Annotated in this window: 15 protein-coding genes and 1 tRNA gene; 6 read left to right on the forward strand and 10 right to left on the reverse strand. The window is 69.4% G+C overall.

What is annotated here, in order from left to right; translation table 11 throughout:
• The first annotated feature begins 191 nt into the window (after positions 1-191).
• Entirely contained in the window at positions 192-965 is a 774-nt protein-coding gene (locus OHT51_RS24810) for a response regulator transcription factor (RefSeq protein WP_328881125.1), read from the forward strand.
• Positions 966-1,005: 40 nt separating this feature from the next.
• On the opposite strand, the gene tamR is transcribed toward OHT51_RS24810, so the two are convergent.
• On the reverse strand, positions 1,006-1,503 hold the full coding sequence (gene tamR / locus OHT51_RS24815) for a MarR family transcriptional regulator TamR (protein WP_059196100.1): 498 nt from the start codon (positions 1,501-1,503) through the stop codon (positions 1,006-1,008).
• 103 nt (positions 1,504-1,606) lie between these two features.
• Here tamR and OHT51_RS24820 point away from each other — a divergent pair, with 103 nt between their 5' ends.
• Genes OHT51_RS24820 through OHT51_RS24830 form a run of 3 tightly spaced genes read left to right on the forward strand, consistent with a single transcriptional unit; the run spans position 1,607 to position 3,032 of the window.
• A complete protein-coding gene (locus tag OHT51_RS24820) occupies positions 1,607-2,416 on the forward strand; it encodes a trans-aconitate 2-methyltransferase (protein ID WP_328881126.1) in 810 nt (269 codons plus the stop codon).
• Positions 2,416-2,799, forward strand: a complete 384-nt coding sequence (locus OHT51_RS24825; RefSeq protein WP_328881127.1) for a VOC family protein — start codon at positions 2,416-2,418, stop codon at positions 2,797-2,799. Before OHT51_RS24820 ends, OHT51_RS24825 begins: the two co-directional genes overlap by 1 nt.
• A gap of 59 nt (positions 2,800-2,858) precedes the next feature.
• Positions 2,859-3,032, forward strand: coding sequence for a CsbD family protein (locus tag OHT51_RS24830; protein WP_328881128.1), 174 nt, complete (start codon positions 2,859-2,861; stop codon positions 3,030-3,032).
• A gap of 76 nt (positions 3,033-3,108) precedes the next feature.
• On the opposite strand, the gene OHT51_RS24835 is transcribed toward OHT51_RS24830, so the two are convergent.
• Together OHT51_RS24835 and OHT51_RS24840 are read right to left on the reverse strand one after the other, a co-directional pair.
• Positions 3,109-3,786, reverse strand: coding sequence for a TetR/AcrR family transcriptional regulator (locus OHT51_RS24835; RefSeq protein WP_328881129.1), 678 nt, complete (start codon positions 3,784-3,786; stop codon positions 3,109-3,111).
• Positions 3,783-4,790 carry an acyl-CoA desaturase gene (locus OHT51_RS24840; protein ID WP_328881130.1) on the reverse strand — a complete coding sequence of 336 codons (1,008 nt, stop codon included), beginning with the start codon at positions 4,788-4,790 and terminating at the stop codon, positions 3,783-3,785. Before OHT51_RS24840 ends, OHT51_RS24835 begins: the two co-directional genes overlap by 4 nt.
• 308 nt (positions 4,791-5,098) lie before the next feature.
• Here OHT51_RS24840 and ppc point away from each other — a divergent pair, with 308 nt between their 5' ends.
• Positions 5,099-7,831: a phosphoenolpyruvate carboxylase gene (ppc, locus tag OHT51_RS24845; RefSeq protein ID WP_328881131.1), complete on the forward strand. Its 2,733-nt coding sequence runs from the start codon at positions 5,099-5,101 to the stop codon at positions 7,829-7,831.
• A gap of 75 nt (positions 7,832-7,906) precedes the next feature.
• Here the strand turns inward: ppc and OHT51_RS24850 are convergent, their stop codons facing one another.
• From OHT51_RS24850 to OHT51_RS24880, 7 genes are all read right to left on the reverse strand, one after another.
• Positions 7,907-8,578 (reverse strand): LPXTG cell wall anchor domain-containing protein, encoded by a 672-nt coding sequence (locus OHT51_RS24850; protein ID WP_328881132.1) that lies wholly within the window; start codon positions 8,576-8,578, stop codon positions 7,907-7,909.
• A 136-nt stretch (positions 8,579-8,714) separates the two neighbouring features.
• Positions 8,715-9,203, reverse strand: a complete 489-nt coding sequence (locus tag OHT51_RS24855) for a hypothetical protein (protein WP_328881133.1) — start codon at positions 9,201-9,203, stop codon at positions 8,715-8,717.
• Positions 9,204-9,268: 65 nt separating this feature from the next.
• The gene (pth, locus tag OHT51_RS24860) at positions 9,269-9,871 is read right to left on the reverse strand and encodes an aminoacyl-tRNA hydrolase (protein WP_328881134.1); all 603 of its coding nucleotides are present in this window, start codon (positions 9,869-9,871) and stop codon (positions 9,269-9,271) included.
• A gap of 121 nt (positions 9,872-9,992) precedes the next feature.
• Positions 9,993-10,592 (reverse strand): 50S ribosomal protein L25/general stress protein Ctc, encoded by a 600-nt coding sequence (locus OHT51_RS24865; protein ID WP_328881135.1) that lies wholly within the window; start codon positions 10,590-10,592, stop codon positions 9,993-9,995.
• Positions 10,593-10,762: 170 nt separating this feature from the next.
• A complete protein-coding gene (locus OHT51_RS24870; protein ID WP_328881136.1) occupies positions 10,763-11,743 on the reverse strand; it encodes a ribose-phosphate diphosphokinase in 981 nt (326 codons plus the stop codon).
• 133 nt (positions 11,744-11,876) lie between these two features.
• Positions 11,877-13,325, reverse strand: coding sequence for a bifunctional UDP-N-acetylglucosamine diphosphorylase/glucosamine-1-phosphate N-acetyltransferase GlmU (gene glmU / locus OHT51_RS24875; RefSeq protein WP_328881137.1), 1,449 nt, complete (start codon positions 13,323-13,325; stop codon positions 11,877-11,879).
• 123 nt (positions 13,326-13,448) lie between these two features.
• Positions 13,449-13,520: transfer RNA gene (locus OHT51_RS24880), tRNA-Gln, on the reverse strand.
• Between the two features lie 253 nt (positions 13,521-13,773).
• Between OHT51_RS24880 and OHT51_RS24885 the strand changes: the two genes are divergently transcribed.
• Entirely contained in the window at positions 13,774-15,126 is a 1,353-nt protein-coding gene (locus OHT51_RS24885) for a sensor histidine kinase (protein WP_328881138.1), read from the forward strand.
• Positions 15,127-15,128: the final 2 nt, after the last annotated feature.

The following is a 15,128-nucleotide window of genomic DNA, read 5'->3' on the forward strand; positions in this document are numbered from 1 at the left end:
GCCGGTGTTGATCAGGGGGCGAGACAGGTCGGGTACGACGCCCGAAGTGGGGGTAGCAGTTCCTGCACGGCGGCGGCCGTGCGGCCATCCAAGCTTCGGGCGCCGTACCCGCGACGGTGTTCGTCTCCCGGTGTCGTCCTCATGACGATGGGGTATCCCCTGCTCTTCGGGAGCTTGGGGAAGGGGGTTTCGTGGTTCGCATCCGAGTCCTGGTCGTCGACGACCATCGCATCTTCGCCGAGTCACTCGCCGCCGCGCTGGCGGCCGAGCCCGATGTCGACGTCTCCGCCGCCGGCAGCGGTCCTGCCGCGCTGCGCAGCCTGGAGCGCGCGGTCGCCGAGGGGCGCCGGTACGACGTGCTGCTCGTGGACGCCGACCTGGGCGGCAACGTGCCGGGCGTACGGCCCGCCATGCCCGTTCAGGAGGTGGGCGAGGACGGGCTCGTCGACGGCATCTCGCTGGTCGTCGGCGTCCGTTCCGCGCAGCCTGCGGTACGGATCGTCGTCCTCGCCGAGAAGGACGATCCGCGCCGGGCCGCGCTCGCCCTGCAGGCCGGGGCCTCCGGGTGGGTCGCCAAGGACTGCTCACTCTCCCGGCTGCTCACCGTCATCCGCGGGGTGCTGCGCGACGAGACGCATCTTCCGCCCGCCCTGCTCACGGGCGTTCTGCGGGAGCTGACGGCCGCGCGTAAGCACCGCACCGAGAGCGAGCGGCTGGTGGAGTCACTGACCCCGCGCGAACGGGAGGTCCTGCGGTGCATGGTGGCAGGACTGGGGCGCAAGGCCGTCGCCGAGCGCCTGTATCTCTCCCCGCACACCGTCCGCACCCATATGCAGAACGTCCTCGGCAAGCTGGGCGTCCACTCCACACTGGCCGCGGTAGCGCTCGCGCGACGGGCGGGGGTCGGCCCGGTCGACTTGGGACCAGCCGCCCGAATCCTGCCGGAGGAAAGCAGTAGCGCCTGATTAGCGGTGCCTGATCAGCGGGGCACTCCCAGCGGAGCGCCTAGCCAGGGATGTTGTCGAACGGCGCCGTCAGCTGACGCAGCAGCCCCGCCAGTTCCCCCCGCTGCGCACGCGACAGCTCCGCGAGGATCGCGCGCTCCTGGTCCAGCAGCCCGGCAAGGGCCTGGTCCGCGCGGTCGCGGCCCTCGTCCGTGAGGCGGACCAGGACTCCGCGCCGGTCGCTGGGGTCGGGGAGGCGCTCCACCAGGCCCTTCTTGGCCAGCCGGTCGATACGGTTCGTCATCGTGCCCGAGGTGACCAGGGTCTGCGTCAGCAACTGCCCCGGTGAGAGCTGATACGGGGTCCCCGCGCGCCTGAGCGCGGTCAGGACGTCGAACTCCCAGGGCTCCAGGCTGTGCTCGGAGAAGGCCAGCCGGCGTGCGCGGTCCAGATGCCGGGCCAGTCTGCTCACCCGGCTGAGCACCTCGAGCGGTTCCACGTCGAGGTCCGGGCGCTCCCGGCGCCATGCTGCGACCAGCCGATCGACCTCGTCCTCCATGACGATCAGTGTAGTGGTTGTGTCGACGTGAAGTCTCTTGACGTCAAGATATCTTGCGGGGCAGGCTGGAGAACGACAGAAGCGACAGACAGGAGACCCCGCCATGTCCGCTGCCGCCACCCCCACCTGGGACCCCGCCCAGTACCTGCGCCACGCCGACCACCGCGCCCGCCCCTTCACCGACCTCCTCGCCCGCATCCCCGACCTCCCCGGCGAGCGGCCCCGCATCGCCGACCTCGGCTGCGGCCCCGGCAACGTCACCGCCGTGCTCGCCGAACGCTGGCCCACCGCGCACATCACCGGTCACGACAACTCCGCCGAGATGCTCGACAAGGCCCACGTCGAGTACGAAGGGCCGACAGCCGGTGGCGGCCGCCTCGATTTCGCCCACGCCGATGTACGGACGTGGACGCCGGGTGAGCCGTACGATCTGATCGTCAGCAATGCCACGCTGCAGTGGGTGCCCGGGCACGTGGACCGCTTCGGCGACTGGGTGCGGGGCCTGCGCCCCGGCGGCACCTTCGCCTTCCAGGTCCCCGGCAACTTCGACGCCCCCAGCCACCGTCTGATGCGCGACCTCGCCCATCGCCACGGCCTCTCCGACACCCTGCGCCACACCGACGCCGTCCTCACCCCGCAGGACTACCTCGCCCGCCTGGCCGACCTCGACTGCACGGCGGACGTGTGGGAGACGACGTACATCCATCTCCTCACCGGCGACGACCCCGTCCTCGACTGGGTGAAGGGCACCGGGCTGCGCCCCGTCCTGACCGCCCTCGCTGACGCTCCCGACCGGCGGGAAGCCTTCCTGCACGACTACCGGGCGGCCCTGCGCGAGGCCTATCCGCCGGGTGTCCACGGCACGCCCTTCCCGTTCCGGCGGATCTTCGCCGTGGCGCGCAGGGGAGCCTGATGATCACTGCCGTCGACCATGTCCAGCTCGCGGCGCCGCCCGGTTCGGAGGACGGGCTGCGGGCGTACTACGCGGGCGTCCTCGGGATGACCGAGACCCCCAAGCCGCCCGTGCTCGCCGCACGCGGAGGCTGCTGGTTCCAGGCCGGGCCGGTGCAGCTGCACCTCGGTATCGAGACGGACTTCCGGCCCGCCAAGAAGGCCCACCCCGGGCTGCGGGTCACCGGCATCGAGGCGTACGCCTCCCGGCTGGCGGCCCGGGGAGCGGGCGTGACCTGGGACGACGACCTGCCGGGGCACCGCCGGTTCTACTCGTACGACCCCGTGGGCAACCGGCTGGAGTTCCTGGAGCCGATCGCCGCGAGGCCGGGAGCCCCCGTTTGAGGGCCCTGCGGAGGGTCACCCGGGGTGCAACAGACGTCGAACTTGCGGGAGTGAGAAACGTGGCGAAGGAAGAGAAGAGCCGGGCCAAGAAGGAACAGCTCAAGGGCAAGGCCAAGGAAGCGATGGGTCGCATGGCCGGCAACGAGCGGATGACCGCCGAAGGCAAGGCCGACCAGATGAAGGGCGACGCGCGCCAGGCGAAGGAGAAGGGGAAGGACACCTTCAAGCACTGAGCGCGTCAGGCAGAGAGCGCGTCCAAGCACTCGGCGTGACCCTCAAGCGCTGAGTGCGCCGGCACCGCGGAGCGTGTCAGCTCTTGCGGTGTCCTATCAGCCGCGGCTTCGGCTCCAGCCCGTCCAGCCCGTGCCAGGCCAGATTCACCAGGTGGGCGGCGACTTCCGCCTTCTTCGGGCGGCGGACGTCCAGCCACCACTGGCCGGTCAGGGCGACCATCCCGACCAGGGCCTGCGCATACAGCGGGGCCAGCTTGGAGTCGAAGCCGCGGTTCTTGAACTCGCGGCCCAGGATGTCCTCCACCTGGGTCGCGATGTCTGAGATCAGCGAGGCGAAGGACCCCGTCGACTGCGGGATGGGCGAGTCACGGACCAGGATGCGGAAGCCGTCCGTGTACTCCTCGATGTAGTCCAGAAGAGCGAACGCCGCCTGCTCGCACAGTTCACGCGGGTGGCCGGCCGTCAGCGAGCTGGTCACCATGTCCAGCAGCCGCCGCATCTCGCGGTCCACCACCACCGCGTACAGCCCCTCCTTGCCGCCGAAGTGCTCGTACACCACCGGCTTGGACACCCCGGCCTTCGCCGCGATCTCCTCGACCGACGTGCCCTCGAAGCCCTTCGCGGCGAACAGGGTCCGACCGATCTCCAGCAACTGCTGGCGGCGCTCCGCACCGGTCATCCGGGTACGGCGCGCCCGCCGCTGCTTCTCGTTGCCGGTGTTGCTGCTGGAGTCGGTCGCCATTCCGTCAATCATGCCGCCTTCGCGGGCTCCTTCCGGCGCCGGGAGTCCCCTTCCCCGGTGTTCCGGCGGGAATCGATACGCGAGCGTGACGGCCAGCGCACGTCGTAGGCCAGGCCGAGCTGCTCGCACCAGCGGATGATCCGCGCCGAGGAGTCGATCTGCCCGCGCTCCACACCGTGCCGCGCCGACGTCGGGTCCGCGTGATGCAGGTTGTGCCAGGACTCACCGCAGGACAGGACCGCCAGCCACCACACGTTGCCGGACATGTCGCGCGACTTGAACGGGCGCTTGCCCACCGCGTGGCAGATCGAGTTGATCGACCACGTCACGTGGTGCAGCAGCGCCACCCGCACGAGCGAGCCCCAGAAGAAGCCCGTGAACGCGCCCCACCAGGACATCGTCACCAGACCGCCGATCAGGGCGGGCAGCGCCAGCGACAGAATCGTCCAGTAGATGAACTGACGGGAGATCGTCCGGATCGCCGTGTCCTTGATCAGATCCGGCGCGTACTTCTCCTGCGAAGTGCGCTCCTCGTCGAACATCCAGCCGATGTGCGCCCACCACAGGCCCTTCATCAGGGCCGGGACCGTCTCGCCATAACGCCACGGGGAGTGCGGGTCACCTTCCGCATCGGAGAACTTGTGGTGCTTGCGGTGGTCCGCGACCCAGCGGACCAGCGGGCCCTCCACCGCCATCGAGCCGGCGATGGCGAGCGCGATGCGCAGCGGGCGCTTCGCCTTGAAGGAGCCGTGGGTGAAGTAGCGGTGGTAGCCGATCGTGACGCCGTGGCAGGCGAAGAAGTAGAAGAAGACCAGCAGACCGAGGTCGAGCCAGCTCACGCCCCAGCCCCAGGCCAGCGGCACCGCGGCGCCGAGCGCCAGGAACGGGACGACGATGAAGAGGAGGAGGGCGAACTGCTCGAGCGATCCCTTCTTCTCACCGCCGAGCGTGGCTGAGGGAGTGGTGTCGTCGTTCGCCTTCGGGGCGTCTTCGATCACATCGGAGCTCGTGGTCATGGGCGTCCCCTGTGGGGTTCGAGGGTTGTGGCAGGTGCCGGGTCGCAGGAACTGTTCCCAGGTTCCGTTACATCGGTCCCTACGGCTACGTAACCTACGGCGTCGTAAGTATGGCAGTGCGTCGCCCGGCGGCAAGAGCCCGAGAGTCTGCGCGTCCGCATGGACACCTATCCTTGGAGTCGGTCGGACAGCGCGGTCCGCTCTGAATTCTTTCCGGATGCCAGGAGCCGTATGCGGCCCCCGCCGCGCGGCCCCCGGGCGCCGAGTTCCCTCCCGGACGAGCTTCAACACTGCAAGGAGCCGCACCTGTGAGCAGTGCCGACGACCAGACCACGACGACCAGCAGTGAGCTGCGTGCCGACATCCGCCGACTGGGTGACCTCCTCGGGGAGAGCCTCGTCCGGCAGGAAGGCCCCGAGCTCCTCGACCTGGTCGAGAAGGTCCGCCGCCTCACCCGCGAGGACGGCGAGGCCGCCGCCGAACTGCTGCGTGGCACGGAGCTGGACACCGCCGCCAAGCTGGTCCGCGCCTTCTCCACCTACTTCCACCTGGCCAACGTCACCGAGCAGGTCCACCGCGGCCGTGAGCTGCGCGCCCGCCGCGCAGCCGAGGGCGGCCTCCTCGCCCGTACGGCCGACCGGCTGAAGGACGCCGACCCCGAGCACCTGCGCCAGACCATCGAGCACCTCAACGTGCGCCCCGTCTTCACCGCGCACCCCACCGAGGCCGCGCGCCGGTCCGTCCTCAACAAGCTTCGGCGTGTCGCCGCGCTCCTGGAGACCCCCGTCCTCGAAGGGGACCGGCGCCGGCACGACACCCGACTGGCCGAGAACATCGACCTCGTATGGCAGACGGACGAGCTGCGCGTCGTGCGCCCGGAGCCCGCCGACGAGGCCCGCAACGCCATCTACTACCTCGACGAACTGCACGCCGGCGCCGTCGGTGACGTCCTGGAGGACCTCACCGCGGAACTGGAGCGCGTCGGCCACAAGCTCCCGGACGCCACCCGCCCCCTCACCTTCGGCACCTGGATCGGCGGCGACCGCGACGGCAACCCCAACGTCACCCCCCAGGTGACCTGGGACGTCCTCATCCTCCAACACGAGCACGGCATCAACGACGCGCTGGAGATGATCGACGAGCTGCGCGGCTTCCTGTCGAACTCCATCCGCTACACCGGCGCCACCGAGGAATTGCTGACCTCCCTCCAGGCCGACCTGGAGAACCTCCCCGAGATCAGCCCCCGCTACAAGCGCCTCAACGCCGAGGAGCCCTACCGGCTCAAGGCCACCTGCATCCGGCAGAAGCTGGAGAACACCAAGACGCGCCTGGCCAGGAACATTCCGCACGAGGCAGGGCGCGACTACCTCGGCACCGGCGAGCTCCTGCACGACCTGAAGCTGATCCAGACCTCGCTCAGGGAACACCGCGGCGGCCTCTTCGCCGAGGGCCGCATGAACCGGACCATCCGCACCCTGTCCGCGTTCGGCCTCCAGCTCGCCACGATGGACGTACGCGAACACGCCGACGCCCACCACCACGCCCTCGGCCAGCTCTTCGACCGCCTAGGCGAGGAGTCCTGGCGCTACGCCGACATGCCCCGCGACTACCGCGCCAAGCTGCTGGCCAAGGAACTGCGGTCCCGCCGCCCCCTCGCCCCCACCCCCGCACCCGTGGACGCGGCCGGCGAGAAGACCCTCGGCGTGTTCCAGACCGTCAAGCGGGCCCTGGAGGTCTTCGGACCCGAGGTCATCGAGTCGTACATCATCTCCATGTGCCAGGGCGCCGACGACGTCTTCGCGGCAAGCGTCCTCGCCCGCGAGGCCGGCCTGATCGACCTGCACGCCGGCTGGGCGAAGATCGGCATCGTGCCGCTGCTGGAGACCACCGACGAGCTCAAGGCCGCCGACACCATCCTGGAGGACATGCTGTCCGACCCGTCCTACCGGCGCCTCGTCGCGCTCAGGGGCGACGTCCAGGAGGTCATGCTCGGCTACTCCGACTCCTCCAAGTTCGGCGGCATCACCACCTCGCAGTGGGAGATCCACCGTGCCCAGCGCCGGCTGCGCGACGTGGCCCACCGCTACGGCGTCCGCCTGCGCCTCTTCCACGGCCGCGGCGGCACCGTCGGCCGCGGTGGCGGCCCCTCCCACGACGCGATCCTCGCCCAGCCCTGGGGCACCCTCGAAGGCGAGATCAAGGTCACCGAACAGGGCGAGGTCATCTCCGACAAGTACCTCGTGCCCTCCCTGGCCAGGGAGAACCTGGAGCTGACCGTCGCGGCCACCCTCCAGGCCTCCGCCCTGCACACCGCGCCGCGCCAGTCCGACGAGGCTCTCGCCCGCTGGGACGCCGCCATGGACGTGGCGAGCGACGCGGCCCACGCGGCCTACCGCAAGCTCGTCGAGGACCCGGACCTGCCGTCCTACTTCCTCGCGTCGACGCCGGTGGACCAGCTCGCCGACCTGCACCTCGGCTCGCGGCCCTCTCGCCGCCCCGGCTCGGGCGTCTCGCTCGATGGCCTGCGCGCCATTCCGTGGGTCTTCGGCTGGACGCAGTCCCGGCAGATCGTGCCCGGCTGGTTCGGCGTCGGCTCCGGCCTCAAGGCGCTGCGCCAGGCCGGCCTGGACACCGTGCTCGACGAGATGCACGAGCAGTGGCACTTCTTCCGCAACTTCATCTCCAACGTCGAGATGACCCTCGCCAAGACCGACCTGCGGATCGCCGCCCACTACGTCGACACCCTCGTGCCGGACGACCTCAAGCACGTCTTCGACGCCATCCGCGCCGAGCACGAACTCACCGTCGCCGAAGTCCTGAAGATCACCGGCGAGAAGGAACTCCTCGACGCCGCCCCGGTCCTCAAGCAGACCTTCACCATCCGCGACGCCTACCTGGACCCGATCTCCTACCTCCAGGTCACCCTCCTCAAGCGCCAGCGCGACGCGGCAGCCGCCGGCGCCGAGCCCGACCCGCTCCTCGCCCGGGCGCTGCTGCTCACCGTCAACGGCGTGGCGGCGGGCCTGCGCAACACCGGCTGAGCCAGCCGCACATGACGGTGCCCCCGTGCTCGTACGAAGAGCACGGGGGCACCGTTCGTTTCACCGCCGTGGCGGTCAGACCCTGCGACGCCGGAACACCATGTACCCGCCCGCACCCAGCAGCGCCGCGGCGGCCGCGGACAGCAGGCCCACCGGCGCGCCGTTCCCGGTCTCGGCGAGGTCGCCCTCGGCGCCGCCCTGCGGAGACGGGGACGACGACGGGACGGCGGCCGGTTCGGTCGAGTCGCCCGGCGTGCCGGGGTCGGACTCGGTGCCGGACGGTGCGGTGGACGACGGGGCGGACGGCGTGGGCGTGCTGTCGCCGCCCTGCTCCCCGTCCTCGCAGTCCGTCCAGAACACCTTGTGCTTGGCGGACCCCTTCTCGCCCTCGAAGTTCCAGAACAGCTTGTAGTGCCCGTCCGGCAGCGTCATGTCCGCGGTCCGGCCATGACCCTCGCCGTCCAGGGTGATCGCACCTGACTTCACGGTCTCGCCCTTGACGGCGGCCGTCGGGGCCCAGGCCTCGATGTGCCAGGAGACCTGCTGGACGCTGTCGAAACCGAAGGCGTCCACGTAGAACTCGCACACGTGCGGCTCGTTCTTGCGCAGTTCCTCGCCAGTGGAGGCGTCATGGATCTTGACGGTCCCGTTGTCGCCGGGAGGTGTGGCGTGGGCGGCGGCCGGAGCGGCCAGCAACGCGGCCGCGGCGACGGCGGACAGGGCACCGACGCGGTTGAGGGTACGCATGAGGCAGTAGTCCATCTTCGAGAAGGAACGGGAAGATGTGGAGGGGGCGGCTCAGCATCCAGCCCGCGCTGACTCCTGGTCAATCACGGACAGGCAACACTCGGATCCTCCACAGACATGGAGAACGGCACACACCTCAGACCGTCACGAACGCCGCCGTCAGCAGCGCGACCCCCGACCCCGCCATCACCCACGCCAGCCGCGTCCGACGCAGCCCGCCCGCGACGACGACCGAGGCCAGCAACAGCGCTCCGCCCATCGGAACCCAGGAGTACAGGATCCCCGCGGGTCCGGACCGCACGACGGAGTCACCGCCCGGCTTGATCACGACCGTGTACGTCTGCCCCTTGCGCACGGCCACGTTCTTCTCGATGACGACCGATGTGCGCGGCTGCGACCCCGCCGAGATCGGCGTGTACGGCCCGCTGCAGGAGTCCGCACCACACCGGGTCACCTCGATCGTGCCGCTCTCCCGGCCCTTCGTGAGCATCACATGCTGCGCGCTGCCCCACGACGCCCACACACCCGCGATCAGAATCAGCACCGCGACCGTACCCATCGACGCGAGCCGTCCGAACCGCAGCGCGGTGAAAGCGCCCTGACTGGAGACAACGGCAGAAGGCATGGCCGCGATCCTTGGCCATGCTCCTACTGCCGGTCAACCTGGGCCCGTTCGCCCGGGCGGACAAGTCAGGAGTTGTACGTGCTTTGCGCCCGCTCCAGCCCCTCGATCACCAGAGCCTCCACCGCATCCGACGCCCGGTCCACGAAGTAGTCCAGCTCCTTGCGCTCCGCCGCCGAGAAGTCCTTCAGTACGAAGTCCGCGACCGGCATACGCCCCGGCGGCCGTCCGATCCCGAACCGCACCCGGTGGTACTCCGGCCCCATCGCCTTCGTCATCGACTTGAGCCCGTTGTGCCCGTTGTCCCCGCCGCCCAGCTTCAACCGCAGCGTGCCGAAGTCGATGTCCAACTCGTCATGAACGGCGACGATATTGCCCACCGGCACCTTGTAGAAGTCCCGAAGAGCGTTCAACGGACCGCCCGAGAGATTCATGTACGACATCGGCTTCGCCACGATCACCCGCCGGTTCAACGGCCCCGGCGGCCCGATCCGCCCCTCGACGACCTGCGCCTGAGCCCTGCCGGCCCGCTTGAACTTCCCCCCGATCCGCTCCGCGAGCAGATCCACCACCATGAACCCGACGTTGTGCCGGTTCCTGGCGTACTCCGGTCCGGGATTGCCGAGGCCGGCGATCAGCCAAGGGGCGCTCGGGTCGGTCGTCACGTCCATGTCTCCTTGCTGTACTGCCAGGCAAGCTTGAGTGATACACGCCAGCCGCTGCCCCCATCGGGAACAGCGGCTGACGAACCGATGACAGAGCCGAGGATCACGCCTCTGCCAGAGCTGAGGATCAGGCCTCGGCGACTTCCTCGCCCTCGGCGGCCTCGTCGCCCTCCGGGGCCTCCTCGGCCTGCGCGGCCAGGACCTGCAGGACGACAGTGTCGTCCTCGACGGCCAGCGTGGTGCCCTTCGGCAGCTTGATGTCCTTGGCCAGGACGGAGGCGCCGGCCTCCAGGCCCTCGACGGACACGGTGAAGGACTCGGGGATGTGCGTGGCCTCGGCCTCGACCGGAAGCGCGTTCAGCACGTGCTCCAGCAGGTTGCCGCCGGCGGCGAGCTCGCCCTCGGCGTGGACCGGGACCTCGACGGTGACCTTCTCGCCGCGCTTGACCAGCAGCAGGTCGACGTGCTCCAGGAAGCCCTTGATCGGGTCACGCTGCACGGACTTCGGGATGGCCAGCTCGTTGGTCTTGCCGTCGATGTCCAGGGCGATCAGGACGTTCGGCGTACGCAGGGCGAGCAGCAGGTCGTGGCCCGGAAGGGTCAGGTGCAGCGGGTCGGAACCGTGGCCGTACAGGACACCGGGAACCTTGGAGTCACGACGGATACGACGGGCGGCACCCTTGCCGAACTCGGTGCGGGTGGCGGCGGAGATCTTGACCTCGGACATGATCACTCCTCGTAGAACTGGAGACGGACGTGGTCACCCGGCCACGAACGGCCTGCTACGAAGAGCGCGTCGATAACGGATCGCCGACACCTGCGCGAACAGGTACGGCCTCCCTCGCCGAGCAACTGAAGCAGTCTACTCGGACAGGGAGGCCGTTCCCAAAAGGATCTCTACTGCTCGTCGAACAGGCTCGTCACCGAACCGTCCTCGAACACCTCACGCACCGCACTCGCGATCGTCGGCGCGATCGACAGCACCGTCAGCTTGTCCAGGTCACGGCTCAGCTCACCCGGCGTCGGCAGCGTGTTCGTGAACACGAACTCGCTCACCCGCGAGTTCTTCAGCCGGTCCGCCGCCGGACCCGACAGCACACCGTGCGTCGCCGTCACGATGACGTCCTCGGCGCCGTGCGCGAACAGCGCGTCGGCCGCGGCACAGATCGTCCCACCGGTGTCGATCATGTCGTCGACCAGCACACACACCCGGCCCTTGACCTCACCCACGACCTCGTGGACCGTCACCTGGTTCGCCACGTCCTTGTCGCGACGCTTGTGCACGATCGCGAGCGGCGCACCCAGCCGGTCGCACCACCGGTCGGCCACCCGCACACGCCCCGCGTCGGGAGACACGACCGTCAGCTTCTCCCGGTCGACCTTCCGGCCCACGTAGTCCGCGAGAAGCGGCAGGGCGAAGAGGTGGTCGACGGGACCGTCGAAGAAGCCCTGGATCTGGTCGGTGTGCAGGTCCACGGTCAGAATGCGGTCCGCACCCGCCGTCTTCATCAGGTCCGCGATCAGACGCGCCGAAATGGGTTCACGGCCACGGTGCTTCTTGTCCTGCCGTGCGTAACCGTAGAACGGCACAATCACGGTGATGGAGCGCGCCGACGCACGCTTCAGCGCGTCGATCATGATCAGCTGCTCCATGATCCACTGATTGATCGGAGCCGTGTGGCTCTGGATCACAAAGCAGTCCGCACCACGCGCCGACTCCTGATAGCGGACGTAGATCTCACCGTTCGCGAAGTCGAAGGCCTTCGTCGGGACAACCCCGACATCCAGCTGCTGGGCGACCTCCTCGGCAAGCTCGGGGTGGGCGCGGCCGGAGAAGAACATCAACTTCTTCTCGCCGGTCGTCTTGATCCCGGTCACAGCACTGTCTCCTCAGAGGTGTCTCAGCTGCCTGTAGAGCGACCTCGGCTGGGCATGGTGGAGGCCGTCTCAGCTGGTGGGGTGCGGGTGTGCACTTATCACGGTACGCCGTGTTTGACGCACGTGTTTCCGGTCAGCCCTCGCCGTCCTCCTGGCGAGACGCCGCCTCAGCCGCCTTCGCGGCCGCACTGCCCGGACGCTTACGGGCCACCCAACCCTCGATATTCCGCTGCTGACCGCGGGCCACAGCCAGCGAACCGGGCGGCACGTCCTTCGTGATCACGGACCCGGCCGCCGTATAGGCACCGTCCCCGACCGTGACAGGCGCCACAAACATGTTGTCCGAGCCGGTGCGGCAGTGCGAGCCGACCGTCGTGTGGTGTTTGTCCTGTCCGTCGTAGTTCACGAAGACACTCGCGGCGCCGATGTTCGTGTACTCGCCGATCGTCGCGTCACCCACGTAAGAGAGGTGAGGCACCTTCGTCCCCTCACCGATCGAGGCGTTCTTCGTCTCGACGTAGGTGCCGATCTTGCCCTTGGCGCCCAGCCGTGTCCCCGGCCGCAGATACGCGAACGGCCCCACCGTCGCGTTCGCGCCCACATGCGCACCCTCGGACACCGTGTTGTCCACGCGGGCACCCGCGTCGACACGCGTGTCCTTCAGCCGGCTGTTGGGGCCGACCTCCGCGCCCTCGCCGAGATGGGTGGACCCCTGCAGCTGCGTACCCGGCAGGACGACGGCATCCTGCTCGAAGGTGACGGTCACATCGACCCAGGTCGTCGCGGGGTCCACGACGGTGACGCCGGCCAGCATCGCGTCGGTCAGCAGCCGGTCGTTGAGAATCCGGCGGGCCTCGGACAGCTGCACGCGGTTGTTGATCCCGGCGATCTCACGGTGATCGCCCGCCACGGAGGCGCCGACGCGGTGACCGGCCTCGCGGAGGATCCCCAGCACGTCGGTCAGGTACTCCTCGCCCTGCGAGTTGTCCGTACGGACCTTCCCGAGAGCGTCGGCGAGCAGCTGCCCGTCGAAGGCGAACACACCCGAGTTGATCTCCCGGATCGCCCGCTGCGACTCGCTCGCGTCCTTGTGCTCCACGATGGCCGTCACCGCACCCGAGGCGCCGTCGCGCACGATCCGCCCGTACCCGGTCGCGTCCGGGACCTCGGCGGTCAGCACCGTCACGGCGTTGCCGTCGGCGGAGTGGGTGGCGGCGAGGTGGGTCAGGGTCTCGCCGGTCAGAAGGGGAGTGTCGCCGCAGACGACCACCACGGTCCCGTCGACCGCCCCGCCGAGCTCCTCCAGGGCCATCCTTACGGCGTGCCCGGTGCCGTTCTGCTCCGCTTGTACGGCGGTGCGTACGCCGGGGTCGATCTCACCGAGGTGCGCGGAGACCTTCTCGCGGGCGTGCCCCACGACCACGACCAGGTTCTCGGGCTGCAACTCACGCGCGGCGGCGAGCACATGACCCACGAGGCTGCGTCCGCAGATCTCGTGCAGGACCTTCGGTGTGGCCGACTTCATACGGGTGCCCTCACCCGCTGCGAGAACGACGACGGCTGCCGGGCGAATGGCGCTCACGGGATGCCCTTCGGCTGTGGAGGGGGTGGGGTGACATCCGCAGGATACCGGGGTGTTTCGTGGGGGACATGGGAGCGGGCCCTGACTGAGCTGTCAGCAGTCAGAGCCCGAACCGGATGCGTGCTCCCCCGCCAGGACTCGAACCCGGACAGATGGCACCAAAAGCCACAGTGCTGCCAATTACACCACGGGGGAATTAACTCGACTGGACCGGACAATTGGTCAGGTCGCCGAGTCGGCACCCAACACTATGCCGTACCAGGCGCCTTCCTCGCGACGGTACAGGTCGGCCCGGCGATCGACGCCGCTCTCGGGACTGCGTCTGCGCCCGGCTTCGCAGTTCGAGCGATATCGGGCTGTTTCGCTTACGTGCGGTTACGGAGTGTGGTGTAGGCCAGTCCACAAAAGTCGCCGGAAAACCAAGGCTGCCCGCCCGTAGGCTGGAGGCATGACCACGACGGGGGAAGACCAGGCCGGGGAACCGCCACCGGGGGCGGGGCCATGGTGGTGGGGCAGGTTGCGCAGTGCCGTGCTGGACGTGAGTCTGGCCGTCGCGTCCGCGCTGGAGTGCGGAGCGGAGGGGGTTCGGTTCGCGCGGGATGCCGGTATTCCGGTGGCCGCGGGGGTCGTGTTCGGGGTTCTGGCCGGGTCGGTGCTCCTGGTGCGGCGCCGGTGGCCGATAGCCGTGGTGCTCGTGTCCATCGCCGTCATGCCCGCCCAGATGGGCATCCTGCTGGGCATCGTCGGCCTCTACACCCTGGCCGCGACCGAGCTGCCGCGGCGGATCATCGCGTCGCTCGCGGGGATGTCGTTCGTCGGGATGCTGATCGTGACGTTCGTGTGGGTGCGGCAGGACGTGGCACGGGGGAATCTGACCTTCGGGGACTGGGTGATTCCGTTCGCGTCGGTCACCACAGCTCTCGGTGTGACGGCGCCTCCGCTGCTGCTCGGGCTGTATGTGGGCGCCCGGCGGCGGCTGATGGAGAGCCTGCGGGAGCGGGCGGACAGTCTGGAGCGGGAGCTTCAGTTGCTCGCGGAGCGGGCGGAGGAGCGTGCCGAATGGGCGCGGAACGAGGAGCGCACCCGGATCGCGCGGGAGATGCATGACGTCGTCGCGCATCGGGTGAGCCTGATGGTGGTGCATGCGGCGGCGCTCCAGGCCGTGGCGCGCAAGGATCCCGAGAAGGCCGTGAAGAACGCCGCGCTCGTGGGGGACATGGGGCGGCAGGCACTGACCGAGTTGCGGGAGATGCTCGGGGTGCTGCGCAGCGGGGCTGCCGCGCGGCAGCCTTCGGATGTGGACCGGCCTCGGGGTGCTGCCGTACCGCTTGCCGCTGTGGGGGCCGCTGCCGCGGCGGCGGCCGATCGGGGGCGGGGTGTCGGCGGGGACGAGGTCGGCGCCGAGGGGCCTTGTCTGTCGGAGTTGGACGAGCTGATCGAGCAGTCCGCCGCGGCGGGGATGGTGGTGGATCTGTCCGTGGAGGGGGACTCGCGGGCGTATGCGCCGAAGATCGAGCAGACGGCGTTCCGGGTGGTGCAGGAGGCGTTGACGAACGTCCACAAGCACGCGGCGGGCGCGAAGACGCATGTACGGCTCGCGCACCGGGTGTCGGAGATCGCGATGCAGGTGGAGAACGAGCCGCCGCCGGAGCTGTCGTCGGCGTCGCTGGCCCGGCTGCCGTCGGGGGGCAACGGCCTGGTGGGGATGAAGGAACGGGTCGTGGCGCTCGGCGGGGTGTTCGTGTCGGGGCCGACGGATGCGGGGGGTTTCCGGGTGTCGGCGGTGATTCCGGCGGCGTAGCC

Origin of the sequence: Streptomyces sp. NBC_00299 (assembly GCF_036173045.1) — a bacterium.
In the GTDB taxonomy this organism is placed as follows: Bacteria; Actinomycetota; Actinomycetes; order Streptomycetales; family Streptomycetaceae; genus Streptomyces; species Streptomyces machairae.